The sequence below is a fragment of the Micromonospora sp. NPDC051006 genome, from assembly GCF_044456245.1.
In the GTDB taxonomy this organism is placed as follows: Bacteria; Actinomycetota; Actinomycetes; order Mycobacteriales; family Micromonosporaceae; genus Micromonospora.
In genome coordinates this window covers 400,566-424,594 of record NZ_JBITFP010000002.1, presented here as the reverse complement: position 1 = coordinate 424,594, position 24,029 = coordinate 400,566, and the positions used below count along the sequence as shown (strand labels likewise).

The window sequence follows — 24,029 nt, the reverse complement described above, 5'->3', positions numbered from 1 at the left end:
TCACCCGATCCGGCGGCCGGCGAGGTGGCGGTCAGGCGAGCGGGTCCACCGCCGGGCACCGGAGGCCCCGAGCCGGCGGCGCCACGTCGACCAGGTACCGGTCGACGGCCCCGGCGACGCACGGGCTGGTCGTGTAACTGCCGTGCCCCCAGCCCTGGTAGGTCAGCAGGACGCCGTGGCGGCCGAGCTGGCGTGCGACGCTGGTCGCCCAGTTGAAGCCGCTGGCCGGGTCGTGCCGGGTGCCGGCCACCAGCAGCGGCACGTCGGTGCGCACCCGCAAGCGGTGCTGCGGGTTCGCGACCGGCGCCGGGGTGCCTAGGCAGGTCGCCACCGCGAAGACGGCCTGGGGATAGCGCAGGTCGGGCGCGATCCGGGCGAGCCGGTCCAGGTGCGCGGCATACTCCCGGTGGTCGCGTACCGGCAGGGCCCAGTCCTGACAGAAGACCGCGAAGGGGTACGGGCTGACCGTCTCGGCCGGGGCGCCCGGGGTGGCCGTGGTGGCCGCCCGCGTCGGCTCCATGGTCTTGATGTCCACCGCCAGCCCGGGCCAGTCCGGCCCGTACAGCGCTTTCTGGGCGAGTCGGCTGAGCAGGAACGGGGTCAGCCTGGCCTCGGGACGGTCGGGGTCGGTGAGATCGCCGCGCTCGGCGCGGACCCGCAGGCCCGCCCAAATCGCGCGGAGGTCCCTCCCGTGCAGCACGCACCGTGCGTCGTCGGCGCACCATGCGACGAACTCGTCGAAGGAGTCCTGGACGGTGGCGGCCTGGGTGTCCAGGAAGGACCGGGTGTCGAGGCTGTGGTCGACCGCCGCCTCCAGCACCATGGCCCGTACCCGGTGCGGGATAAGCTCGGCGTACTGGAGGCCGAGCAGCGTGCCGTACGAGCTGCCGTGGAAGGTCAGCCGGCGCTCACCCAGCGCGGCCCGGACCGCGTCCAGGTCCCGTGCCGCGCTGGCGGTGTCCACGTGGTCGTAGAGCGGCCCGGTGCGGGCCCGGCAGTCGGCCCGCAGGCGCGCGTTGCCGGCCAGCGCGGCGTCGAACTCCGCCTGGTCCGCGATCACCTGGGGCTGCGCCGCCAGCAGCTCGGTGGCGCAGACGACCGGGTGGCTGCGGCCGGTGCCGCGCGGGTCGAGGCTGACGATGTCGAACCGGCGGCGCAGGTCGTCGCTGAAGCGGTTCATGCCGGTGAGCACCCGGTCCACCCCGCTGTCGCCGGGCCCACCGGGGCCGAAGACCAGCGAGCCGACGCGGGCGGCGGGATCGGTGGCGGTCCGGCGGGCCAGGGCCAGGTCGAACCGCTCGCCGGTCGGCCGGTCCCAGTCGACCGGGACCGACAGCGTGCCGCAGTCGGCGGTGGCGTCCTTCTCGCAGGGGTGCCAGGTGATCGTCCGGTCGGGGCCGGGGCGGGCCGCCGAGGCCGGTGGGCCGACGGCTGTCACCAGCGTGACGGCCGTCGCGGCCGCCAGCGTCCAGCCGACGGACTTGCGTACGCGCAGCACGAAATGCTGTCCTCTCCTCGAAGGGGCATTGCGGTGAGAACTCGCCCGTGGGCGAGGCGATGCTGCTTCCACCCGGGCCGTCGAGTTGGCGCTCGACGGCCCGGGACCCTGCCGTCGGGCTAGTCGACGTCCCGCAGGACGCGCTCGACCGTGCTCATCCGGTTCTCCATCCCGCCCAGCCGGTCGTCCAGCGTGGCGAGCAGACGTTCGTTGCTCTCCTGGGCGCGGACCGCCGTCTCGGCGAGCCGGCGGTACTCCTCCTCGCGGATCCCGCCGAGCCGCGCCCGTCGGGTCTTGGCCACCTGCACCACGGTCACCGTGATCACGCTGATGAGCAGGGCGAAGACGCCGAACGCCCCGACCACCTCGGTCCAGTCGTGCTCGCTCACTCCGACCACCCCCCGGCACCGTCGCGGTCCGCGGCGTCCGGCGGGGTCAGCGTGCGGACCGCGACCGCGATGAGCTCCGGAGTGAGCCGGAGCACGAACGGTTTCACCTCGTAGTACTTCATTGCCTTCCCGTCCTCCGACAACTCCAGCTGGGCGGACACGAGACCGGCCGCCGTCAGCTTCCGCAGGTGGACCTGCAGCAGGGCGCGGCTGATGCCGAGATCCCGGGCGAGCCGACTGACGTAGGCGCGCTCCCGGGCCAACGCGGCGATCACCCGCAACCGGTGTGGGTTGGCCAGGGTGCCGAGCACCCGGACCAGGTCATCTCCCGACAGCGGCGGGTCACCACTCATGACGAGCCCTTGCACATGCAAAAGGAAGTTAGCAGGTACCGCGTCGATGTTGTAGCCCCGCGACGGCGCGATCAGGGTGAGTTACGGGTTCGCCCGCAAGGCGTTCCGGGTCAGGGCCGGCAGTCCCGCGTGAGGTTGGCCGGGATCCGGGTGAAGGTGTCGGCCAGCCAGGCGGCCGGGCGCTCGGCGCGGCCGCCGGCGTCGATCTGGTCCGCAGTGCCCGAGACCAGCTTTCTGATCTGCGGATCCTCGGCCCGGCGGGCCTGCGAACGGACCTGGTCGGCCAGCTCGGCCAGGTTTCCCCGGAGCTGGTCGGCGAGCTGCTCGCCGGTCAGCTCGCGCTCGGTCGCGGCGGTCGAGTCCGCGGCGATCTTCCGGCTGGTGGCGATTATGAGCCGGTCCACGGCCTGGCAGACCTGCACGGTGTTGGCGGCGGTCACGGGCGACGGGGTCGCGCTGGGCGACGCGGCGACGGTGGGAGTGGCCGGCCCGGTCGCGGTGGGCGTGGAAACCGGCGCGCCGGAGCGCGATCCGGGCGTCTGACAGCCGGCGACCAGAATTGCCAGTCCGGCGGCGATGGCGGCGCGGGCGGCCATGGTGGCGTACGACATCGTCCCCTCCCGTCGCACGGTCGGCCGTTCAGGGCGAACACCTCGCCCTGAAAACGACCGGGCGTCGAAGCAGGACACGCCGGGCCGGTCAGCACCGGCCCGGCGTGTCGTGCGTACGGTCAGCTCTTGAAGGCGTCCTTGATCTTCTCGCCGGCCTGCTTGAGGTTGGCCGCGGCCTGGTCGTTGCGGCCCTCGGCCTCCAGCCGCTCGTCGTCGGTTGCCCGACCGGCGCCCTCCTTGATCTTGCCGGTCGCGTCCTCGGTCGCGTTCTTGACCTTGTCGTCCATACCCATGGCGAACCTCCACTCCGAAGTGCCGCTACGCCCGGACAGGTACCCCGCCCCCGACCTGCCCAACCATCGACGATCAGGCGGGTGTGACCGGACGGAAGCGGCGCAGGCGCAGGCTGTTGGCGACGACGAAGACCGAGGAGAGGGCCATCGTGGCGCCGGCGATCATCGGGTTGAGCAACCCGGCCGCGGCAAGTGGCAGGGCCGCGACGTTGTAGCCGAAGGCCCAGAACAGGTTGCCCCGGATGGTGTTCAGGGTGCGCCGGGCGAGCCGGATCGCGTCGACCGCGGCGGTCAGGTCGTCCCGGACCAGGGTCAGGTCGGACGCCTCGATCGCCACGTCGGTGCCGGTCCCCATCGCCAGGCCCAGGTCGGCCCGGGCCAGCGCGGCGGCGTCGTTGACCCCGTCGCCGACCATCGCCACCGTCCGTCCCTCGGCCTGCAGCCGCGCGACCACGTCGACCTTGTCGGCCGGCAGCACCTCGGCGATCACCTCGGTGATGCCGACCTCGGCGGCCACCGCGCGGGCCACCGTGTCGTTGTCGCCGGTGAGCAGCACCGGGCGCAGCCCGAGGTCACGGAGCTGGGCCACCGCGGCCCGGCTGGTCGGCTTGACCACGTCGGCGACCGCGAGGACGCCCCGCGCCCGCCCGTCCCAGCCGGCGAGCACCGCCGTCCGGCCGGCGGCCTCCGCGTCGGTCGCCGCCCGCTCCACCCCCGGGGGTACGTCGAATCCACGCTCCCGCAGCAGTCGGAGCCGGCCGACCAGCACCTCGTGCCCGGCCACCGTTCCGGTCACACCGAGCCCCTCGACGTTGGCGAAGCCGGTGACCGCCGGCAGCGCTCCGGCCTCGGCAGCACCGGCGGCGACCGCCCGGGCGATCGGGTGCTCCGAGGCGCCCTCCAGCGCCCCGGCCAGCCGGAGCAGCTCGTCGGCGTCGGTGCCCTCGGCGGGCAGCACGTCGACCAGGGTCATCCGGCCGGTGGTCACCGTGCCGGTCTTGTCCAGCACCACGGTGTCGACCTTCCGGGTGTTCTCCAGCACCTCCGGTCCCTTGATCAGCACGCCGAGCTGGGCGCCCCGGCCGGTGCCGACCAGCAGCGCGGTCGGGGTGGCCAGCCCGAGCGCACACGGGCAGGCGATGATCAGCACGGCCACCGCGGCGGTGAACGCGGCGGTCGGACCCGCCCCGGTGCCGAGCCACCAGCCGAGGGTGCCCACGGCCAGGGCGATCACGATCGGGACGAAGACGCCGGAGATCCGGTCGGCCAGCCGCTGCGCGGCCGCCTTGCCGCTCTGGGCGTGCTCGACCAGGCGGGCCATCTGGGCCAGCTGGGTGTCGGCGCCGACCCGGGTCGCGGTGACCACCAACCGGCCACCCGCGTTCACCGTCGCACCGACCACGGCGTCGCCCGGACCGACTTCGACCGGCACGGACTCGCCGGTCAGCATGCTGGCGTCGACCGCCGAGGTGCCCTCGTCGACCACGCCGTCGGTGGCGATCTTCTCGCCCGGCCGGACCACGAACCGGTCCGAGACGGCGAGCTGGTCGACCGGGATCCGGGTCTCCACCCCGCCGCGCAGCACCGCGACGTCCCGGGCGCCGAGTTCGAGCAGGGCGCGTAGCGCGGCCCCGGCCGTACGCTTCGAGCGGGCCTCGAAGTAGCGGCCGGCGAGGATGAACACGGTCACCCCGGCCGCCGCCTCCAGGTAGATGTTCCCGGCCCCGTCGGAGCGGGTGATGTCGAACCGGAACGGGTGCGTCATCCCGGGCACCCCGGCGTCGCCGAGGAAGAGCGCCCAGAGCGACCAGCCGAACGCGGCCAGGGTGCCGACCGAGACCAGGGTGTCCATGGTCGCGGCGCCGTGCCGCAGGTTGATCAGCGCGGCCCGGTGGAACGGCAGGCCACCCCAGACCACGACCGGGGCGGCCAGCGTCAGCGACAGCCACTGCCAGTAGTCGAACTGCCAGGCGGGCACCATGGCCAGCACGATCACCGGCACGCTCAGCGCCACCGACGCCCAGAGCCGGGTCCGCAGCCCGCGCAGCTCGTCCGCCGGCTCGGCCGGGCCCGGGGCACCCGCCGGGGTGGGCGGGGGCGGCACCTCCGCCGTGTAGCCGGTCTTCTCCACGGTGGCGATCAACTCGTCGGGCGTGACGTCGTCGGCGTAGCGGACGGTGGCCTTCTCGGTGGCGTAGTTGACGCTGGCCGAGACGCCGTCCATCCGGTTCAGCTTCTTCTCGATCCGGGCGGCGCAGGAGGCGCAGGTCATCCCGCCGATGGTGAGCTCGATCAGGTTGGGCGCGGTGGGCAGCGGGGTGCTGCTGGTGGTGGTCATGTCCGGTCCCGTCAGTCGTGCCCGTGGCCGGGCTCGCCGTGCTCGGCGGCGCCGGTCGGGGTGGGTGCGGCGCTGCTCGGCGCGGCGGACGCGCCGCCGGTCGCCGCCGCGTTGCCGGCCAGCACGGTGAACTCCGCGGTGTGCACCACGCCGGCGTGCTTGAAGTCCAGGTAGAGCCGGTAGGCGCCGGCCGAGGGCACCTCGGCGAAGAAGGTCACCGCGGGGCCCGGGCTCGTCCGCCCATCGCCCGGCGCGCCGTCCGGGTGCACGTGCAGGTACGCCAGGTCGCCCTGGCGCAGCGCCACCAGGTGCCCGTACGCGCCGAGGTAGGGCTCCAGGTCGGTGACCGGCGCGCCGTCGCGGTTGACGGTCAGGGTCAGCTCGGCGGTACGACCGGGCTGCGGGTCGCCAGCCAGCGTGACGGTGTAGCCGTCGACGGTGGTGCTGGTCGTCGGCGCCGGCAACGGCCGGTCGGTCAGCGTGCCGGGCACGCTCACGTCGACGCCGAGCGTCAGCGGCTGGCCTCCGGTGGGGGTGAAGTCGGCGAACGCCCGCCAGACGCCCGGCCCGCCGAGCGGAGAGGCGACCCGCCAGGTGCCGTCCGACCCCAGTTCGGGGTGCACGTGCCGGAAGCCGGAGAGGTCGCGGCGCGCGACGATCAGGTGCATCCGCTTGTCGTGCGCCACGTCGTACCCGGTGACCGGTCGGCCGTCCGAACCGGTGATCCGGAAGGCGAACTCGTCGGCCGAGGTAGCGACCGGCACGAGGGTGTAGCCGCGGTCGGAGACGAGCAGACCGCCGGGGAGGTGAGCGTCCGCGCGCTCCGCGCCGCCGTTTCCGGCGTCGCCGGTCGTGCCGTGCCCGGCGCCGGTGGTGCCCTGGTGGCGGGATTCGGCGGCGGGGGCGACGGGGCCGGCCACCTGACCGACCCCGTACGCCGCGCCGAACACCGCGACGAGCCCGAGGGCGAAGCCGCTCAGCTTCATTCCGGTGTTCATCGTGATACCTCGATCTTCGTCCGGCGCCGTCAGGCGTCGACGAGCTCGTAGCCGGCCTCGTCGACCGCGGCGCGCACCGACGCGGCGTCCAGCGGGCTCTCGCTGGTGACGGCGACCTGGCCGCTGGCCAGGTCGACCTGGACATCGCTGACGCCCGGAATGGCGCCGACCTCGGCGCTGACCGAGCTGACGCAGTGCCCGCAGGTCATGCCCTGCACCTGGTACGTCGTGGTGATCATCGGAACTCTCCTTCCGCCGCCCCAGCCCGCACCCCCAGGGGTGAGGCGAGGACGGACAGCCGCCCTGTCGTCGTACCGGTACCCGGTGGGGGTATCGGCCACCACAGGACCGTACCATACCCCCCAGGGGTAGGCTATCCTTGTCGGCATGACCACTCCCACCCCGATCCGCGGGTACACCGCCAGCAAGGACCAACTGCTCAGCCGGCTGCGGCGCATCGAGGGGCAGGTCCGCGGCATCGAGAAGATGGTCGACGAGGACCGCTACTGCATCGACGTGCTGACCCAGATCTCCGCGATCCAGGCGGCGCTGGACAAGGTCGCGCTCGGCCTGCTCGACGGGCACGCCCGGCACTGCATGCACGAGGGGGCGGCCGAGGGCCGGGCCGACGAGATGGCCACCGAGATGATGGCCGCCGTCGGCCGCCTGATGAAGCGCGGCTGACCGTCAGTCGCCGGCCGGGCCGAGGCGCACCCGGCGCAGCAGTTGGGCGTTGAGCGCCACCACGATGGTGGAGGCGGACATCAGCACCGCGGCGAGCGCCGGGCTCAGCGCCACCCCGGCCGAGGCCAGCACCCCGGCGGCCAGCGGCAACGCGACCACGTTGTAGCCCGCCGCCCAGCCCAGGTTCTGCAGCATCTTCCGGTACGAGGCACGGGAGAGCCGGATCACCGCGGTGACGCCGCGCGGGTCCGAGGAGGCGAGCACCACCCCGGCCGACTCGATCGCCACGTCGGTGCCGGCGCCGATCGCGATGCCGACGTCGGCCCGGGCCAGTGCCGGGGCGTCGTTCACCCCGTCGCCGACCATCGCCACGGTCAACCCGCGGCGCTGCAACTCGGTCACCTTGCCGTCCTTCTCCGCCGGCAGCACCTCGGCGAAGACCTCGTCGCCCGGACGGAAGCCGAGGTCGGCGGCGACCGCCTCGGCAACCGCCCGGGCGTCGCCTGTGATCATCGCGATGGTGCCGACGCCCTGGGCGCGTAGCTCGGCGACCGCCTTCCGCGCCTCGGGCCGCACCTCGTCGGTCAACGCGAACGCACCGAGCACCGCGTCCGGCAGCCGGACCAGGTGCAGCACGGCCGCGCCCCGGCCGGTCCACCGGTCGACCGCCGGACCGAGCTCGTCCGGCAGCCGCGCGCCCAGCTCCCGCAGCAGCGCCGGCCCGCCCACCGCGTACTCCGTACCGTCGACCGTGGCCTGCACGCCGCGGCCCGGCAGCGACCGGAAGCCGGTCGCCCGGGCCGCCCCGCCACGCTGGTCCGCCGCCGCCACGATGGCCCGGGCCAGCGGGTGCTCGCTGTCCGACTCCACGCCGGCGGCGAGCCGCACCAGCTCGTCCCGGTCGGTGCCGGGCGCCGCCGCCAGGTCGGTGACCGCGTGCTCACCCCGGGTCAGCGTCCCGGTCTTGTCGAAGAGCACCGCGTCGACGGTCCGCATCCGCTCCAGCGCCAGCCGGTCCTTCACCAGGATCCCGGACCCCGCGGCCAGCGCGGTGGAGAGCGCGATCACCAGCGGGATCGCCAGGCCGAGCGCGTGCGGGCAGGCGATCACCAGGACCGTGACGGCCCGGACCACCGCCTCGTCCACCTGGCCGAGCAGCGTCCAGACCAGCACGGTGACCACGGCGGTGGCGGTGGCCAGGTAGAAGAGCGCGGCGGCGAACCGGTCGGCCAGCACCTGTGCCCGCCCGCTGGACTGCTGGGCCTCGGCGACCATCCGCTGGATGCCGGCGAGCGTGGTCTGCTCGCCGACCGCCTCGACCCGGATCCGCAGCGCCGAGTCGGTGGCCACCGTGCCGGCCACCACCCGGTCCCCGACCGACCGGAGCACCGGCCGGGACTCTCCGGTGACCATCGACTCGTCCAGCTCCGCACCGCCGTCCACCACCCGGCCGTCCGCCGGCACCCGGCCACCCGGCCGGACCAGCACCACGTCGCCGACCCGCAGCCCGGCGACCGGGACCGACTCGACCCCGCCGTCCGGTGTCACCCGGTCGGCCTGGTCGGGAAGCAGCGCGGCGAGCGCGGCCAGCGCGCCCCGCGCCTGCCCGATGGCCCGCATCTCCTGCCAGTGACCGAGCAGCATGATGGTGACCAGCGCGGCCAGCTCCCACCAGAAGTCGAGATCGAAGGCGCCGAGGCTGGTGGCGAGCGAGGCGACGTAGGCGACGCTGATCGCCATGGCGATCAGCAGCATCATGCCGGGCGCCCGGTCCCGCACCTCGCGTACGGCGCCGACCAGGAACGGCCAGCCGCCCCACCAGAACACCACCGAGCCCAGCACCGGCCCCACCCAGGACCGGCCCGGGAACTCCATGCGGTAGCCGAACCACTCCATCACCATGTGGCTGGTGACCACGACCGGCACGGTGAGCAGCAGACAGAGCCAGAACCGCCGCCGGAACATCTCGGGGTCGTGCCCGGCGTGCTTGTCGTGCCCGGCCGGCCCGGCGTGGCTGTCGTGCCCGGCCGGTCCGGCCTGGTTCTCGCGGCCGGCCGGCGCGCCGTGGTCGTCGTGGTCCGCCGGCTCGGGGTGGCCGTCGCGGGCTGGCCGGCCGCCGGGTCCGCTCCGCCCCGGACGGTCGCGCCGCGGCGGGGCGGGCGCGGAGGTTCCGTGATCCGGCTCCGGCGATCGCGGGTGCACGGGCATGCCTCCACCATGCCCGCCCGGCCGGCCCGGCGGGCACCTTCCCCGGCATGCGGTGCCCGACACCGCCCCACGCGAGCGGCGGCGTCGGCCACACCTGGTTAGCATTCCGACGATGGCTCTCCGGATCCCGCACCGTCCGGCCCGACCGCACCGTCGGGCATCGTCCGCCGCCCGCGGCCGGAACCGGCCGGGCGTCGCGCTCACGGTGGGTCACCGTCGCACCACCCTGGCGCCATCCGAGGCGCCTACCCCGGTGGTCGTTCGGCGGCGCTGAACCGTTCGCCCCGCCGGTACGTACCCCGCCTCGGATTCGTTGGGAGACTCGCATTGGGCGCCGACCACACCCGTCCCGCTCCGTCCACCCCGCCCCGGGTGCGACGGATCCTCGTCGCGACGGTGGTCCCTCTCGTCCTCGCCACCGTGGTCGCCGCTCTGGTGCTCTGGCCCTGGAACTCGCCCGAGCCGGAGGCCGGTGCCGACGTGCCGCGCTACCACGGCACCGTCACCCGGGTGGTGAGCGAGTCCTGCCCGCCCGCGCCCGAGGTCCCCGAGGGCGCGGGCGAGACCGGGTCGGGACCCTGCGGCACGGTGAGCGTACGGGTGGACACCGGCCCGGCCGCCGGCCAGCAGGTGCAGACCCCGATTCCGGCCGGTCCGGGGGCGCCACGGGTCGAGGCCGGCGACGAGATCATCCTGGTCGAGCTGACCGATCCGACCGATCCGACGTCGAGCAGCTGGAACATCGCGGAGCACCAGCGGGGCATGCCCCTGATCTGGCTGGCCGTCGTCTTCGCCGCCGCCATCGTCGCGTTCGGCCGGTGGCGTGGGGTGGCCGCACTCGCCGGCCTGGCCGCCAGCTTCGCCATCCTGCTCGCCTTCGTCCTCCCCGGAATCAGCGCGGGCCGGTCACCCCTGCTGGTCGCGGTGGTCGGCGCCGCGCTGATCATGTTCGTGGTGCTCTACCTGACGCACGGGATCACCGCGCAGACCTCGGTGGCCGTGCTCGGCACCCTGGGCAGCCTGGTGCTCACCGGGCTGCTCGGCACCCTGGCCACCGCCGCCACCCACCTCACCGGTTTCGGCAGCGAGGACGCCACCACGCTGTCGATGTTCCAGGCCGACGTGGACCTGCACGGCCTGCTGCTGGCCGGCATCATCATCGGCTCACTCGGCGTGCTCGACGACGTCACCGTCACCCAGGCGGCCACGGTCACCGAGCTGGCCCACGCGAACCCGGGCCTGTCCCGCCGGCAGCTCTACCGTGCCGCCACCCGGGTCGGCCGGGCGCACATCGCCTCGACGGTGAACACCATCGTGCTGGCGTACGCCGGTGCCTCGCTGCCCCTGCTGCTCCTGCTGACCGCCGACTCCCGCGGGGTGAGCCAGATCCTCACCAGCGAGTTCCTGGCCCAGGAGATCGTCCGCAGCGCGGTCGCCACGCTGGGCCTGATCGCCGCCGTACCGCTGACCACCGCGCTGGCCGCGCTGGTGACCACGGCCGGTCACGACGGACCGCCGGAGCGCACCGGTGACGGCACCCCCGCCACCCCGGCCGCCCGACCGGCGCCCGACCGGGCCGAGGCGCTGGAGGCGCTCGGTGCGGGCCGGCCCGGTCCGGCCGGAGATCCGCAACCATCCCCCGCCGCCCGGAAATGGTGGCCCGACCCGGACAGGAGCACGGACAGCGCATGGTGACACTCCGCAGCGTGATCAGGCGGGTCGCACGACCTGACGACCACGTCACTGATCACCCAGCGCAATGGCGAAATGACGGTTTTAGTCGGCATCCGGACGTAGATCCCCGGGTCGACTCTCAGGTAACCTCGCTGCCGGTTACCGACGAAGGCGCGCAGCGGCGCCTGCGGTACCACCGCCCAATCGCCAAGGGGCGAACCGGGAACCCAGGTACCCGGGGTGAATCCGCGCCAGCGGTAGGGGCCACTTCCGCCCCGAACCCGTCAGCTAACCCGGTCGGCGGTCGATGGAAGGGAACACTGTGACGGCACCCCTACGCCGCTGGTTGACACCTGTGGTGGCCGTGTTCGCCGCGTTGGCCGTGCTCGCCGGGCCCCTCCCGGCCTCCGCCGCGCCCAAGCCGAACACCCCCTCCGGGCATGAGGAGGACGGCGAGCCCAAGCTGCTCAACGACGTGATCGAGGCAACCAACCGCAGCTACTCCTCGGCCAAGATCAAGCTGGAGAAGTCTAAGAAGCGCCAGCTGGAACTCGCCCTCGAGGTGAAGCGGGCGCAGGACGAGCTGGACGCGCTGGCCCCGCAGGTCGGGCAGATCGCCGCCCAGTCCTACCGCACCGGGCGGATCGGCGCGATGGCCGTGCTGCTGGAGAGCAAGGCCCCGGACTCGTTCGTCCAACGCGCCGCCGGCCTCGACGAGCTCAACCTGGTCAACGGACAAAAGCTTGCCAAGGTCAACGCCATCAAGAGCCGCGCCGAACTGGCCAAGCTCGCGATCGACGCCGAGGTACGCGAGCAGCAGAAGCAGGCCGCCGTGATGGCCAAGCAGAAGCGCGACGCGGACAAGGCGCTGGCGCTGGTCGGCGGGAAGGGCTTCACCGGAGGCCTGGTCTCGGCCACCTCGCCGGTCGCCCGGATCGGCCCCGGCCGGACCGCCGACGGGGACTGGAAGCCCCAGTCGTGCTCCGAGAACGACCCCACCACCTCCGGCTGCGTCACCCCGCGCACCTTGCACGCGTACAAGGAGGTCAAGCGGGCCGGCTTCAACCGGTTCGTCGGCTGCTACCGCTCCGGCGGCCCGTGGGAGCACCCGAAGGGCCGCGCCTGCGACTGGTCACTGCAGAAGAGCGGCTTCGCGCCGTGGCACAACGACGACACCCGGATGTACGGCAACAACGTGGCCGCGTTCCTGATCCGTAACGCCGACCGGCTCGGCATCTACTACGTGATCTGGAACAGGCAGATCTGGTTCCCGGCGACCGGTTGGAAGTCCTACAGCGGGCCCTCCAACCACACCGACCACGTGCACATGTCGCTGCTCTAGCGACCATCCGCACGAAAGGGCCGCTCCGCGCTCGCGGGGCGGCCCTTCGCGTACCTCTGGCGGGCCGACAGCCCACGGCCGGCGGGCCGGGGTCGGCCCCGCTAGGCGGCTGCCGGCGCGTCGAGGCCCACCGGGGCGATGGTTCCCCCCGCCGGCACCTCGGCGACCTGGCGCACCTCACCCGCGGCGAGCCGGTACGACATGCCGACCACCGCGCACCGCCCGCCGGCCACCTCGGCGGCCAGCACCGCGGAGTTGCAGAGCAGGGCCTCGACGGTCTGAGCGATGTGGATGTCCACGATCCCGTTGATGTCGTCCACGCCCTCGGCGGCGGCCCGACGGAGGCTGGGCACCACGGCGTCCACCACCGCACCGAGGTGTCCCGGCGGCGGGGTGCCGGTGGCGACCGCCTCCCGGGCCGCCTGCACCGCGCCGCAGGAGTCGTGCCCGAGCACCACCACCAGCGGGACGCCCAGCACGCTGACCGCGTACTCGACGCTGCCGAGCACCTCGGGACCGGCGGTGTGCCCGGCGGTGCGGACCACGAAGAGATCACCCAGGCCGCGATCGAAGATGATCTCGGCGGCGAGTCGTGAGTCGGCGCAGCCGACGATCACCGCGAACGGGTGTTGCTCGGCGGCCACCTCGGCCCGGCGCTCGACGTCCTGGTTCGGGTGGCGCGGCGCGCCCGTGACGAAGCGTTGGTTGCCCGCCCGCAGCTCGGCGAGAGCCTGCTCCGGGTCGGGCGGCGACGCGACACCGTCCGACGCGTCGGGGACGCGCTGGGCGCCCGGGTGTGCTCCGGGCGATCCGGGTCCGCTCATGCCCGCACCTCGACTCCCACGCGATCGGCCAGGTCACCCCCGGCCGCTGACGGACGCGGGCTGTGATCCACGGTCACACCCAGCGCAAGATACGTCAAGGGATACGTGATATGCGTTTCAGGTGTTCAGCAGCGCCGGCCAAGGCGGCGGGGAACGCCGGCGAGCCATACCATGACGACCATGGCGACGAGTACGAGCGGGTACGGGAGCACCCGAAACTGGACCTTCCTCACCAATCACGGACACGTGCTGCTCGCCATCGCCCGGAACCCCACCGCCCGGCTGCGTGACGTCGCCGAGGAGGTGGGCGTCACCGAGCGCGCGGCCCAGGCGATCGTCGCCGACCTGGAAGCCGGCGGCTACCTGGTCCGCACCCGGGTGGGCCGGCGCAACGAATACACCCTCAACCCGGCCGGCCGGTTCCGCCACCCCGCGGAGGCGGACCGGGAGGTCGGCGCCCTCCTCGCGCTCTTCACCGAGGAGCCGGCACCAAACCACCAGTGACGACCGGCGGGCTCACTCGTCGCACGCCGGGCTCCCGTCGCCGCACCCTCCCCCCGTCGCACGCCGGGCTCCCGTCGCCGCGCCCCCTCGTCGCACGCCGGGCTCCCGTCACCGCACGGCGGGCTCCCGTCACCGCACGACGGGCGCGGCGGCGGTAATCTCAGCGGGTGCGCGAGAGCAGGCGGCTGAACGCTGGCGGAAGGGCCCACCGTGCCGGGCGCGTCGTCCGGGCGGTCCTCTGTGGATCGATCACCGTCCTGCTCGGAACGGCCGTCGTGCCGCCGTCGCCGGCCATGGCCGCCCCGACCTGCGGCCCTGCCGGCCTCGCGCCGCCGACCGAGACGCCGTGGGCGCTGCGCCGGCTCGACCCGTCCGCGGCCTGGCCGCTCTCCCGCGGCGCCGGGGTGACCGTGGCGGTGATCGACTCCGGTGTCTCGGCCACCCACCCGCTGCTGAACGGGCAGGTGCGCGAGGGCGCCGACTTCAACGGCCTGCCGGCCAACAAGGGCCGCTGCGACCAGGCCGGGCACGGCACCATCGTGGCCGGCATCATCGCCGGGCGCGAGGGCACCGGGGTGCCGTTCACCGGCATCGCCCCGCAGGCCCGCATCCTGCCGATCCGGGTGCTTCCCGACGGCAGGGACAACCATGACGAGGCGCTGCCCGGCGAGATCGCCAACGCGATCGTCTGGGCCGTCGACAACGGCGCCGACGTGATCAACCTGTCCCTGGTGACCCTCCCCCGCAAGGAGCTCGCCGACGCGGTCGACTACGCGGTGCGCAAGCGGGTCATCGTGGTGGCCGCCGCCGGCAACCGGCGCGAGGATCAGCAGCAGGACCGGACGGGCTACCCGGCCGCGTACCCGGGGGTGATCGCGGTCGCCGGGGTGGACGAGCAGGGGGCGCACGTCGGCAGCTCGGTGAGCGGCAACTACGTCGACATCGCCGCGCCCGGCGTGAACATCGTCGGCCCGGCGCCCGGTGGGTCGGGCTACATCGGCGAACCGCAGGGCGGCACCAGCTTCGCCGCCGCGTACGTGTCCGGGGTCGCCGCGCTGGTACGCGCCGCGCATCCCGATCTCACCGCACAGCAGGTCGCCGACCGGTTGACCCAGACGGCGGACAACCCGCCGGACGGCCACAACACCGAGGTCGGCTACGGCGTGGTCAACCCGTACCGGGCGGTGTCCACTGTGCTCGGCACCCGGTCGAACCCGCCGCCGGCGGCGATGCCCGCGCCGGCCCCACCAGGCGATCCGCTGGACTGGCAGCGGACGGTGGCGATCTGGGTGGCCGTCGTCGGCGCGCTGCTCGCGGCGCTCCTGCTGGCGATCAAGCCGATCCTGGTGCGGGGCCGTCGACGCGGCTGGCGCCCCGGGCGACGCCCGGCCGGAGCCGACGCGCTCACCACCGGCTGAGCCCGCCACGCCCGGGGGCGCGGGTGGGCCGGAAGGGCCTCGGACGTCATGGCACCCGGCTGACAGCGGCGCTCGACTCGACCAGACGCACGGGAGCCGCCCGACCAACGGTCGGACGGCTCCCGGTGGGACTCAGCGCAGGATGCCGGGAGCGCCGTCGCCGTCCGCGCCCCAGACGTCCTCGTCCTCCTCCAGCCAGGTGTTGCGGGCGCTCTCCTGCTCGCCGTAGCCGGCACCGCCGCCCGGCCCCATCCCGGCGACACCGGCACCGCGGGCACCCGCGCCCCGGGCGCCGCCGGCCGCGCCGGCCACGCCCCCACGGCCGCCCGCGCCACGACCGGCGCCGCCGCCGGCCATGCCGCCACCGGCCATGCCGGGCATCATCCCGCCGGCGCCGAGCTTGCCCGCGCCGAGCCGGCCACCGGCGCCCCGGCCGCCTCCGCCGCGACCGCCACCGGCCGCGCCGCCGCCCATCATCGGCGGCATGCCGGGGGTGACCGCACGGCCCAGCGCGCCACCGCCGGGGATCGCTCCACCCCCGGCGCCACCGCCCATACCCCCGCCCGAACCCAGTCCGGAGCCGGCGCTGAGCCCGGCGCCGCCGAGCCCGCTCGAGCCGATCCCGGCGCCACTCGGGCCACCGGCGCCGGCGAGGCCGGTGCCGTAGTCGTCGGGCAGTTCGCCACCGCCCGGTACCCCGCCGGTCTCCGGGTCGTAGCCGCCGGAGAGATCCGGGTGGGCGCCGGAACCGATGCCCGGGTCCCCGGTGTCGAGCGGGTCGCCGGGCTTCACGGCCATCGGCTCACCGATGTCACCGAGCTTGGGCTTGCCGCCACCGCCGCCGATGTCGGAGACGTCGCCGACGCCCTTGCCTCCGCCGCCGGTGTCCAGATTGGGCACCTCGGTGTTGACGTTCTCCAGGCCGCCCGACCGGCCGCTGCCGGGTGCCTCCATCGTCCGGTCCCGGAAGTTGCCGTTGACCTCGTCGTAGACCTTGCGGGCCTCGCCCTCCTTGTCGGAGAACCAGCCGGTCACCCAGTCGCCGAGCTTGCCCATCTGCTCGGCCGGCCAACTGCCCATCAGGTCGGCCGTGACCTTGGTCTCGAACATGCCGATGCCGAGGGTGATCTCCCCGTTCCGGGCTGCCAGCACGTCACCCACGCAGGCCGCCGGAATCGGCATCTTGTTCTGCGCTTCCTCCAGCTGCCTGGCTGCGGTCTCCAGGGTGGTCGCCATGCTGACCTTGCCGTGGCCCGGCTTGTCGATGTCGTCCTGGAGGCCGCCGGCCTGCTTGGCCAAGCCCTCGATGTGCGTCTTGAACGACTCGTACGCGGGGCCCTTCCAGACCGCGCCGAGGTCCTTGACGTTCTTCTCGAGACTCTCCTTGACCTCGCCGATGTTCTTGACCAGTTCCTTCCAGCCGAGGGCGGCGCTGGCGACATCGGCCGGCCGACCGGCCACCAGCACCTCCCGGGCCATCTCCTCCCAGCTCTTCCCGTCGCCCATCTCCCCGTCCCCCGCTCTAGTGGTCGCCGCCGCCGCTCGCGGCGTTGTTGAAGGCCTGCTGCATCTCCTGCGCCGTCATGGCGTTGGCGCCCTCGGCGTTCTCGTAGTTCCGCTTGACCGTGCGCAGCGCGTCCGCCGCGTTGTAGAGGTTCTCGGAGAGGGTGCGGAGCCCGCCCTCCGTGGTGCCGTACAGCTCGGTGTGCCGCTGGGAGAGCTGCGTCGCATAGTGGAAGCCGCCGAGCGGGCCCTCACCGGCCATGGCCTGGTCGCCGCCGAGCTTGTCCTTGATCTCCACCATGTCGTACGAGAGCCGGTAGACGTAACTCGCGTGCGTCTCCAGCCAGTCGATCGCGGAGTCGAGGTTGCCCGCGTCCCACTCGGTCTTCACACCCTGCTCGCCCTTGCCGGCCACCAGGCCGCTGGGCGTCTCGGCCTGGTCCACGCCGATCCGGTCGAAGCTGATTCCCCGGATGTCTCCCGTGTAGGGCATCACCGGGTTGATCGGCATCGGGATCGGCATACGAACCTCGACCCGGTCGTCCTCGTCGCTCACTGCTGTCCTCCCCTGGGGCGGCTGAACGGTCTGGTCACTGGCGCGGCTGCTGACCCGGCGGTGGTGTCATCGGCGGGGCGGGCGGCACCGCGCCGGGCGGATACGGCGGCCCATAGGGCTGCGCGTTCGTGGGCGGGCCGGTCGGGCCCGCCGGGTAGGGGTGTGGCCCGGGCGGTGTCTGCCCGACGCCGGCCGGCGGCACCGGGGCCCCCGACGGTGGATACGGCTGGTACTGCCCCGGCGGCGGGTACTGCCCCGGCGGCGGGTACTGCCCCGGCGGCGGGATCGGACCCGGTTGCGGGCCGGCAGCGGCACGGCGGCGGGCCCGGCGGTTCACCACCACGAGGATCACGATGATCGCCACGATCACGAGGACCGCCAGCAGACAGAGCACGATCTGCAAACCGGCGTTGTCGGCGAGCCCGATCGAGACCGCCGGCCCGTCGTCGTCCTTGTCGTCGGCCCCGCCGGCCGGCGCGCCCGGGCTGGCCGAGCCGCCGACGGGCGCGGCCAACGGGTTCGTCTCGACGGCCGGGACCGACTTGCTCAGCGCCGCGAGCACGTCGATGGAGCCGAAGCCGAACTCCGCGTCGCGCCCGGCCGGGCCCCGGTCCCGGGCGGTGCGGACCAGCCGGTTGACCACGTTGGCGGCGTCGAGGTCCGGGTAGCGGGCGCGAACCAACGCGGCGACGCCGGAGACGACCGCCGTGGCGTTGCTGGTGCCGTCGGAGATGAGGTAGCCGTTCGGCGAGGCGTCGGGCGGTGCGGGTGCGATGATCCGTTCACCGGGTGCGGAGATGGCCATCTCGGGCCCCGTCACCGTGCCGTTCCACACCCCGCCGGAACGGGTCGCCGCGCCGACCGCGATGACGCCGGGAACGCTGGCCGGCTGGGGGATCTTCGGGTAGCCGCCGTCCTCGTTGCCGGTGGCCGCGACCACCACCACGTTCTTGCTCAGCGCGTAGCGGACCGCCTCGACGACCTCCGGGTCGTCGCCGTGCATGCCGAACGACAGGTTGAGCACGTCGGCGCCCTCGTCGACCGCCCAACGGATGGCCGCGGGCGCCTCCTGGAGGCCCCGGTTCTCGGGCCCCAGGCCCACCGGGAGGATCTTCGCTTCGGGGGCGATGCCGAGCGCGTGCATGGCACCGCCGCCCCGGCCGGCGATGATGCCGGCCATCGCGGTGCCGTGCCCGGCCTCTCCGTCCGGGTCCGTCCGGCCGTCGGCGGCGACCCCGGGGCCCATGCCGCGACCCCGCAGCACCTGCCCCTTGAGGTCCGGGTGGGCGGCGTGGACGCCACTGTCGATCACCCCGACGGTGACCCCGCGCCCCTTCGACAGCCGATGCGCGTCGGAGATCTTGAGGCTGTTCAGGTGCCACTGGAGGCCGCGTACCGTGTCGGCGGCCCGGGCCGGAGCCGGCGCGGCCACCGGGCCGACGCCGACCGCGGCGACCAGCGCGAGCATGGCGCAGGCCGACCTGGCGACCGGTCGTAGACGCTTGTGGGCTGACATGACTTCCCCCAGGGCCGGTGTGGTACGCGTAACGCAGCACGGCTCCGGTCCGGTCGAACCGGACCGGAGCCATGTAGGCGGTCTGGTCAGCTGCTCCAGACCTTGGAGTTGCTCATCTCGGTGCTGACGTAGTTTTCCCGGGCGATGCCGACAGCGCCACCGATCTCGTTCAGGATCCGGTTGATGTCCCGAACGGCGCTGTCCCACTGAGCCTGGTGCTGCTCGTAGGCGGCCCGGTCCTCGCCGTCCCACTGGAGCTTGGACAGCATCTGACGCAGCGTGTCGAGCTTCTCGTCGAGCGTCCGCGAGATGGCCTGCATCTGCTGGTTGCTGCTCTCGAGGACCGCGTAGTCAACCTTGATCGTCACGACTTCCTCCTCTGCTCCTGGCTATGGATCACGGGTTGAGGGCAGAGTGGAACTTGTCCAGCATCTGCTGCTGCTCTTCGTCGTTGACCTGGTGCGTCGTACCCGACTTGTCCAGCAGGTCGGCGATGTTATCCATCGCCGTCAGCAGCTTGGTGGTGTCCTCGTTCCAGCGCTGCATGAGCGACTGGAAGCCCGTGGACGCCTGCCCCTTCCAGGCGATGGCCAGGTCGTCGACCACGTTCCACAGCTTCTTCAGCTCGCCGTCGACCTCGCTGCGCGTGGACCGCACGTCACTCGCGGCGGTATGTAGAGTCGCAGCTTCGACCTCGAACGCCATGCTTCACACCCTTCCGTCATGTTGTGGCGGCGGTTCTGCCGCGCCTTCCCCCGCGGCAAGGCGAAACACCCCACCGACGGACACTCCTGTGAAGACCGTAGCCGACCCGGTCCAGCGCGCGCAGCCCTGGCCCGACGGCAATCGATGTGTCGGAGCAGTCTTGCCCGGGCGGTGACGCCGACTTCAGGGCCGGGGCCGGGACGCGTCCCGCACCATCAACGGACCGGCCAGCAGGATGCCGACCAGCAGCGCGACCGCCACCCAGAGCACCGGCTTCTCCAGCGCCCGGTCGATGAGCACCGGAAGCATGGCCAGCGTCCCGACCAACAGGAGCACCACTCCCGACCGGCGCAGGGTCGCCGACGGACGCAGCCGCTCGTACGCGGTGAGCAGCAGTCCCATCAGGACCGCCGCCAGCGCGGTCAGGAAGAGCCACAACTGCCACATCGGAGCATCCCTCCGCGCATCGACCGTTACCACCGCGAATCAGCGCGACGTCCGATCCTCACATCGGCTCGGACCAGGCGGTCTGGATCAGCTGCTGGCCGTCGCGTCGGCGCACCAGCGTGCCCCGGCCCGGCGGCTGCACGCTGGGCCGCAGGTTGCCGAAGACCGCGCCCTCCTCGCGGTTGCCGGACATCAGCAGCCCCGGGCTGTCCAGCTCGCGCAGGCGTTGAAGCACCGGCTCGTAGAGGGCCCGGGCCACACCGCCGGCCCGCCGGGTGATGATCAGGTGCAGGCCGATGTCGCGGGCCTGGGGCAGCAGCTCGTGCAGAGCGCTGAGCGGGTTGTTGCCGCCCGAGGCCACCAGGTCGTAGTCGTCGACCAGGATGTACAGGTCCGGCCCCTTCCACCAGCTGCGGTCGCGCAGTTGGGCGGTGGTGACGTTCGGGCCGGGCAGCCGGTTGGAGAGCGCGCTGCGGATCGAGCCCAGCCCCTGCGCGAACGCCTGGTTGGACGGCGCGTAGTCGAGCAGATGGTCACCCTCCACCGCGCCGAGCAGGCCGCGCCGGTAGTCGGCGATCACCAGGCGGGCCTGGGCGGGGGTGTACCGCTCGGTGATGCCCCGGGCGATCAGCCGGAGCAGGTTGGTCTTGCCGCACTCGGCGTCGCCGAAGACGGTCAGGTGCGGCTCGTTCGCCAGGTCGAGGTAGACCGGCGCCAGCGCGGACTCGTTGACCCCGATCGGCAGGCCGGGCACCGACCGGTCGATGATCCGGGCGAGTTCGCCGACCGGCAGCTTGCGCGGCAGCAGCCGCACCTTCGGCGCCGGGCGGCCCGGCCAGGACGCCGCAACGTGCCGGGAGAGCGCGATCGACGCCTCGGAGAGATCCTCGATGTCGCGCCGGCCGTCGATCCGGGAGATCGCGGTGAGGAAGTGAAGCTTGTCCCGGGTGAGGCCACGACCCGGGGACTTCTCCGGCACGTTCATCGCCGACCGGCGGTCGATCTCGGACTCCGCCGGGTCGCCCAGCCGCAGCTCAAGCTTGGTGCCGAGCAGGTCGCGCATGTTGATCCGGATCTCCGCCCAGCGCACCGCGGTCACCACCACGTGCACCCCGAAGCCGAGTCCCCGGTTGGCCAGGGTGGTGATGGTCTGTTCCAGCTCCTCGTACTCCTGGCGGAGCGTGTTCCAGCCGTCGACCACCAGGAAGACGTCGCCGAACGGGTCGTCGGCGAACTCGCCCGCGGCCCGCCGCCGGCGGTAGCTCGCCACCGAGTCGATGCCGTGCTGGGCGAAACGCGCCTCCCGGTCGTCCAGGACGGCCACCACCTCGGCCACCGTACGGCGGACCGCCTCGGTGTCCCGCCGGCCGGCCACCCCGGACATGTGCGGCAGCGCCTCCAGGCTGCGCAGCGCGCCACCGCCGAAGTCGAGGCAGAAGAACTGCACCTCACGCGGGGTGTGGGTGAGCGACAGCGAGGCGAGCATCGAGCGGAGCATCGTGCTCTTGCCGCTCATCGAGGCGCCGACGATGACCACGTTGCCGCCCGCGCCGGCCAGCTCCACCATCATCGGGTCGCGGCGCTGCTCGTAGGGCCGGTCGACCACACCGACCGGAACGGTGAGCCGGCCCCGGCCCGGCCAGGAGGCGGTGCAGAGCCCGTAGGTCGGGTCGGCGGTCAGCGGGCCGAGCAGCTCGCCCAGGCCCGGCGGCTCGGCCAGCGGCGGAAGCCAGACCTGGTGCGCCGGCCGGCCCTTGCCCTTGAGCCGGTCGATGACCACGTCCAGCATCGCGACGGTCTTGCCGTCGGCCGGCTGCTCCGGTTCCGGCGTCGTCTCCACCGGCAGCTGCGGCGTCTGCACCGGCACGAAGTTCACGCCGTAGGGCACGATCCGGCGCTGCACCAGGGCCTGCGACCGGGACGCCTGCTGCCCCGGCGCCCGGTAGGGCCCGGAGACGTAGGCGGCCCGGAACCGCAGCATGGTGCTGGTGTCCGTCTTCAGGTAACCGTGACCGGGCGCGTTCGGCAGCTCGTACGCGTCGGGCACGCCGAGCACGATCCGGCTCTCCACCGCGGAGAAGGTGCGCAGACCGATCCGGTACGACAGGTGCGTGTCCAGGCCGCGCAGCTTGCCCTCCTCCAGCCGCTGGCTGGCGAGCAGCAGATGCACGCCGAGCGACCGGCCCAGCCGGCCGATCATCACGAAGAGGTCGATGAAGTCGGGCTTCGCCGCGAGCAGCTCGCTGAACTCGTCGCAGATGATGAGCAGGCTGGGCATCGGCGCCAACGGCTCACCGGCGGCGCGGGCCTTCTCGTACTCGAAGCGGGAGACGTAGTTGCCGGCCGCCCGCAGCAGCTCCTGCCGGCGGACCATCTCGCCGGCGAGCGCGTCGCGCATCCGGTCGACCAGCGGCAGCTCGTCGGCCAGGTTGGTGATCACGGCACTGGTGTGCGGCAGCGCCTCCAGCGACGCGAACGTCGCGCCACCCTTGAAGTCGACCAGGACGAAGTTGAGCTCCTCCGAGGAGTGGGTGACCGCCAGGGCGGCCACCACCGTGCGGAGCAGCTCGCTCTTGCCGGAACCGGTCGCGCCGATGACCAGACCGTGCGGCCCCATGCCCTCGTGCGCGGACTCCTTGAAGTCCAGCTCGACCACGTTGCCGTCCGGGCCCACGCCGAGCGGGATGCGCAGCCGGTCACGGTGGCTGCGGGGCCGCCAGGTCTGCTGCACGTCCACCGCGGCGGCGTCGCCGACGCCGAGCAGGTCGGGCAGCTCCGTGCTGCGGGCCAGCGGCTCCTCGGTGCTCGCCTGCTGCTGGGACAGCCGATAGGGGGCGACCTGCCGGGCCAGGCCCTCCGCGGCGGCCACGCTGAGCCGGTCCGGCTGGCCCAGCCGGGACGACGAGGCGCCCCGGACCAGCTCGAGGGAACTGCCGTCGCCCGCGTCCAGGCAGAGCAGCGACCGACCGGCGTCGCGGGGGACGGTGCCGGAAAGGTCGATGACCGTGGTGCCGAGCAGACCGGCACCCATCAGCTGGCAGGTCGGCGCGACCTCGCCCCCGTCGAGCAGCACCACCAGATGCGGTGCGGTGGTCAACGGCTTCGCCTCGGGGGCGAACCGGGGCCGGCCGGCCAGCTCGTTGGCGAGCGCCTCCTCGGCCTCGGCGAGGCTGGCGAAGACGAGTCGGCGGGCGCCGGCGGCGTCGGTGCGTCCACTGTGGTGCGCGTGCGGCAGCCACTTCACCCAGTCCCAGGCGGGCTGCCGGTCGGCGGCCGCGACCACCGCGATGATCATGTCGTCCGGCGCGTGGAAGGTGGCCAGCTGGCCGAGGGCGGCCCGGGCGAGGTCGAGCACCGGCTCGCGGTCGCCGCGCAGCACCACCCGGCTGAACGCCCGCACCGACAGCGCGGTGGGCAGCTCCGGCACCGTGGAGTGGGCCCGGACGAACCGGCGCAGCGCGATGGCGCTCATCGGTTCCAGGTCCTCGACTGGCTTGGTCTCCGGCGGGACGATCTCCACCGCCAGCCGCTGCGGCCCGAGGGCGATCCGGGTCTCACCGAAGTCGTCCTCGGTGATCCGCCGCTCCCAGAGCCGCCGGGAGGCCGCGATCGACCAGAGCGCGTCCGGCTCCGGGTGCCGCCACGCCATCGCCGCCCGCTGCTGCTCGGCCGCACGCCGGGTGCGCTTGCGCATCTGGGCGAGGTAGCGCATGTAGTCGCGGCGGTCCGCGTTCAGCTCGGCCTTGTCGTTGCCGCCGTTGTTGCTCAGCGAACCGATCGCCATGCCGAGCATCGACACACCGAAGAGGCCGCCGGCGACGTAGGTCATCATGCCGCCGCCGCGTCCGGCGTAGAGGAAGGCCATCGCGCCGACGCCACAGAACATCGGCAGGATCATCAGCAGCTGACCCATCCCGCGGGGGGTCGGCTCCGGCAGCTCGGGTGGCGACTCGAGCAGCACCTCGCCGCGCGGCAAAGCCGGTCCCGGCTGACGCGGGAGCCGGCGGAACACCACCGTGCTCACGGCTGTCTCCTCCCCAGAAGCGGCCCTGATGAAGTTCTGCGACGCGAGGAACTCGTCGGGTGGGCATCGTACGTGGCTGTCATCGTAGGTAATCTCCCGTGGGCGTCGCGGTCCCGTTGGAGCGATGCTGCCGGCCAGGTGATC

Annotated in this window: 22 protein-coding genes and 1 riboswitch; of the genes, 5 read left to right on the top strand and 17 right to left on the bottom strand. The window is 73.4% G+C overall.

Annotation, left to right across the window (positions count from 1 at the left end):
- Positions 1–31: 31 nt before the first annotated feature.
- From ACIBBA_RS05695 to ACIBBA_RS05660, 8 genes are all read right to left on the bottom strand, one after another.
- A complete protein-coding gene (locus tag ACIBBA_RS05695) occupies positions 32–1,498 on the bottom strand; it encodes an alpha/beta hydrolase (protein ID WP_396694098.1) in 1,467 nt (488 codons plus the stop codon).
- Positions 1,499–1,617: 119 nt separating this feature from the next.
- Positions 1,618–1,887, bottom strand: coding sequence for a hypothetical protein (locus tag ACIBBA_RS05690; protein WP_350867773.1), 270 nt, complete (start codon positions 1,885–1,887; stop codon positions 1,618–1,620).
- Complete coding sequence (locus tag ACIBBA_RS05685; RefSeq protein ID WP_350867775.1) at positions 1,884–2,240, bottom strand: ArsR family transcriptional regulator; 357 nt, start codon at positions 2,238–2,240, stop codon at positions 1,884–1,886. Before ACIBBA_RS05685 ends, ACIBBA_RS05690 begins: the two co-directional genes overlap by 4 nt.
- A 110-nt stretch (positions 2,241–2,350) precedes the next feature.
- Entirely contained in the window at positions 2,351–2,851 is a 501-nt protein-coding gene (locus tag ACIBBA_RS05680; RefSeq protein ID WP_396694096.1) for a hypothetical protein, read from the bottom strand.
- 119 nt (positions 2,852–2,970) lie between these two features.
- Complete coding sequence (locus ACIBBA_RS05675; protein WP_350867779.1) at positions 2,971–3,144, bottom strand: CsbD family protein; 174 nt, start codon at positions 3,142–3,144, stop codon at positions 2,971–2,973.
- 73 nt (positions 3,145–3,217) lie between these two features.
- Positions 3,218–5,482 (bottom strand): heavy metal translocating P-type ATPase, encoded by a 2,265-nt coding sequence (locus ACIBBA_RS05670; protein ID WP_396694094.1) that lies wholly within the window; start codon positions 5,480–5,482, stop codon positions 3,218–3,220.
- An 11-nt stretch (positions 5,483–5,493) separates the two neighbouring features.
- Positions 5,494–6,480: a hypothetical protein gene (locus ACIBBA_RS05665; RefSeq protein WP_396694092.1), complete on the bottom strand. Its 987-nt coding sequence runs from the start codon at positions 6,478–6,480 to the stop codon at positions 5,494–5,496.
- Positions 6,481–6,509: 29 nt separating this feature from the next.
- Positions 6,510–6,719, bottom strand: a complete 210-nt coding sequence (locus ACIBBA_RS05660) for a heavy-metal-associated domain-containing protein (protein WP_396694090.1) — start codon at positions 6,717–6,719, stop codon at positions 6,510–6,512.
- 148 nt (positions 6,720–6,867) lie between these two features.
- Here ACIBBA_RS05660 and ACIBBA_RS05655 point away from each other — a divergent pair, with 148 nt between their 5' ends.
- Positions 6,868–7,164, top strand: coding sequence for a metal-sensitive transcriptional regulator (locus ACIBBA_RS05655; protein ID WP_357047682.1), 297 nt, complete (start codon positions 6,868–6,870; stop codon positions 7,162–7,164).
- 3 nt (positions 7,165–7,167) lie between these two features.
- Here the strand turns inward: ACIBBA_RS05655 and ACIBBA_RS05650 are convergent, their stop codons facing one another.
- Positions 7,168–9,129: a heavy metal translocating P-type ATPase gene (locus ACIBBA_RS05650; protein WP_396694330.1), complete on the bottom strand. Its 1,962-nt coding sequence runs from the start codon at positions 9,127–9,129 to the stop codon at positions 7,168–7,170.
- Between the two features lie 570 nt (positions 9,130–9,699).
- Between ACIBBA_RS05650 and ACIBBA_RS05645 the strand changes: the two genes are divergently transcribed.
- Positions 9,700–11,067, top strand: a complete 1,368-nt coding sequence (locus ACIBBA_RS05645; protein WP_396694088.1) for a YibE/F family protein — start codon at positions 9,700–9,702, stop codon at positions 11,065–11,067.
- A gap of 166 nt (positions 11,068–11,233) precedes the next feature.
- Positions 11,234–11,365: riboswitch (cyclic di-AMP (ydaO/yuaA leader) on the top strand.
- Between the two features lie 3 nt (positions 11,366–11,368).
- Positions 11,369–12,388, top strand: coding sequence for a coiled-coil domain-containing protein (locus ACIBBA_RS05640; RefSeq protein ID WP_396694086.1), 1,020 nt, complete (start codon positions 11,369–11,371; stop codon positions 12,386–12,388).
- A 101-nt stretch (positions 12,389–12,489) separates the two neighbouring features.
- On the opposite strand, the gene ACIBBA_RS05635 is transcribed toward ACIBBA_RS05640, so the two are convergent.
- Entirely contained in the window at positions 12,490–13,212 is a 723-nt protein-coding gene (locus tag ACIBBA_RS05635; protein WP_396694084.1) for a carbonic anhydrase, read from the bottom strand.
- Between the two features lie 171 nt (positions 13,213–13,383).
- Between ACIBBA_RS05635 and ACIBBA_RS05630 the strand changes: the two genes are divergently transcribed.
- Together ACIBBA_RS05630 and mycP are read left to right on the top strand one after the other, a co-directional pair.
- Positions 13,384–13,716, top strand: coding sequence for a helix-turn-helix transcriptional regulator (locus ACIBBA_RS05630; protein WP_396694082.1), 333 nt, complete (start codon positions 13,384–13,386; stop codon positions 13,714–13,716).
- A gap of 167 nt (positions 13,717–13,883) precedes the next feature.
- Positions 13,884–15,134 carry a type VII secretion-associated serine protease mycosin gene (mycP, locus tag ACIBBA_RS05625; RefSeq protein WP_396694080.1) on the top strand — a complete coding sequence of 417 codons (1,251 nt, stop codon included), beginning with the start codon at positions 13,884–13,886 and terminating at the stop codon, positions 15,132–15,134.
- 132 nt (positions 15,135–15,266) lie between these two features.
- Here the strand turns inward: mycP and ACIBBA_RS05620 are convergent, their stop codons facing one another.
- From ACIBBA_RS05620 to eccCa, 7 genes are all read right to left on the bottom strand, one after another.
- Positions 15,267–16,640 carry a WXG100 family type VII secretion target gene (locus ACIBBA_RS05620; protein WP_396694078.1) on the bottom strand — a complete coding sequence of 458 codons (1,374 nt, stop codon included), beginning with the start codon at positions 16,638–16,640 and terminating at the stop codon, positions 15,267–15,269.
- Between the two features lie 16 nt (positions 16,641–16,656).
- Positions 16,657–17,193 carry a hypothetical protein gene (locus ACIBBA_RS05615; protein WP_396694076.1) on the bottom strand — a complete coding sequence of 179 codons (537 nt, stop codon included), beginning with the start codon at positions 17,191–17,193 and terminating at the stop codon, positions 16,657–16,659.
- A gap of 34 nt (positions 17,194–17,227) precedes the next feature.
- Entirely contained in the window at positions 17,228–18,709 is a 1,482-nt protein-coding gene (locus ACIBBA_RS05610) for a S8 family serine peptidase (RefSeq protein WP_396694074.1), read from the bottom strand.
- Between the two features lie 86 nt (positions 18,710–18,795).
- Positions 18,796–19,077, bottom strand: a complete 282-nt coding sequence (locus ACIBBA_RS05605; RefSeq protein WP_350867805.1) for a WXG100 family type VII secretion target — start codon at positions 19,075–19,077, stop codon at positions 18,796–18,798.
- A gap of 28 nt (positions 19,078–19,105) precedes the next feature.
- A complete protein-coding gene (locus ACIBBA_RS05600; protein WP_350867807.1) occupies positions 19,106–19,414 on the bottom strand; it encodes a WXG100 family type VII secretion target in 309 nt (102 codons plus the stop codon).
- Positions 19,415–19,597: 183 nt separating this feature from the next.
- The gene (locus ACIBBA_RS05595) at positions 19,598–19,861 is read right to left on the bottom strand and encodes a hypothetical protein (RefSeq protein ID WP_396694071.1); all 264 of its coding nucleotides are present in this window, start codon (positions 19,859–19,861) and stop codon (positions 19,598–19,600) included.
- Between the two features lie 58 nt (positions 19,862–19,919).
- Complete coding sequence (eccCa, locus tag ACIBBA_RS05590; protein ID WP_396694069.1) at positions 19,920–23,885, bottom strand: type VII secretion protein EccCa; 3,966 nt, start codon at positions 23,883–23,885, stop codon at positions 19,920–19,922.
- Between the last annotated feature and the right edge of the window lie 144 nt (positions 23,886–24,029).

Coding starts and splice junctions, on each gene's coding strand:
- ACIBBA_RS05655 (WP_357047682.1), top strand. CDS start 6,868: ATGACCACTCCCACCCCGATCCGCGGGTACACCGCCAGCAAGGACCAA.
- ACIBBA_RS05680 (WP_396694096.1), bottom strand. CDS start 2,851: ATGTCGTACGCCACCATGGCCGCCCGCGCCGCCATCGCCGCCGGACTG.
- ACIBBA_RS05595 (WP_396694071.1), bottom strand. CDS start 19,861: ATGTGGCAGTTGTGGCTCTTCCTGACCGCGCTGGCGGCGGTCCTGATG.
- ACIBBA_RS05685 (WP_350867775.1), bottom strand. CDS start 2,240: ATGAGTGGTGACCCGCCGCTGTCGGGAGATGACCTGGTCCGGGTGCTC.
- ACIBBA_RS05660 (WP_396694090.1), bottom strand. CDS start 6,719: ATGATCACCACGACGTACCAGGTGCAGGGCATGACCTGCGGGCACTGC.
- ACIBBA_RS05610 (WP_396694074.1), bottom strand. CDS start 18,709: ATGTCAGCCCACAAGCGTCTACGACCGGTCGCCAGGTCGGCCTGCGCC.
- ACIBBA_RS05630 (WP_396694082.1), top strand. CDS start 13,384: ATGACGACCATGGCGACGAGTACGAGCGGGTACGGGAGCACCCGAAAC.
- ACIBBA_RS05600 (WP_350867807.1), bottom strand. CDS start 19,414: ATGGCGTTCGAGGTCGAAGCTGCGACTCTACATACCGCCGCGAGTGAC.
- ACIBBA_RS05675 (WP_350867779.1), bottom strand. CDS start 3,144: ATGGGTATGGACGACAAGGTCAAGAACGCGACCGAGGACGCGACCGGC.
- ACIBBA_RS05650 (WP_396694330.1), bottom strand. CDS start 9,129: ATGTTCCGGCGGCGGTTCTGGCTCTGTCTGCTGCTCACCGTGCCGGTC.
- ACIBBA_RS05665 (WP_396694092.1), bottom strand. CDS start 6,480: ATGAACACCGGAATGAAGCTGAGCGGCTTCGCCCTCGGGCTCGTCGCG.
- ACIBBA_RS05635 (WP_396694084.1), bottom strand. CDS start 13,212: ATGAGCGGACCCGGATCGCCCGGAGCACACCCGGGCGCCCAGCGCGTC.
- ACIBBA_RS05670 (WP_396694094.1), bottom strand. CDS start 5,482: ATGACCACCACCAGCAGCACCCCGCTGCCCACCGCGCCCAACCTGATC.
- ACIBBA_RS05620 (WP_396694078.1), bottom strand. CDS start 16,640: ATGGGCGACGGGAAGAGCTGGGAGGAGATGGCCCGGGAGGTGCTGGTG.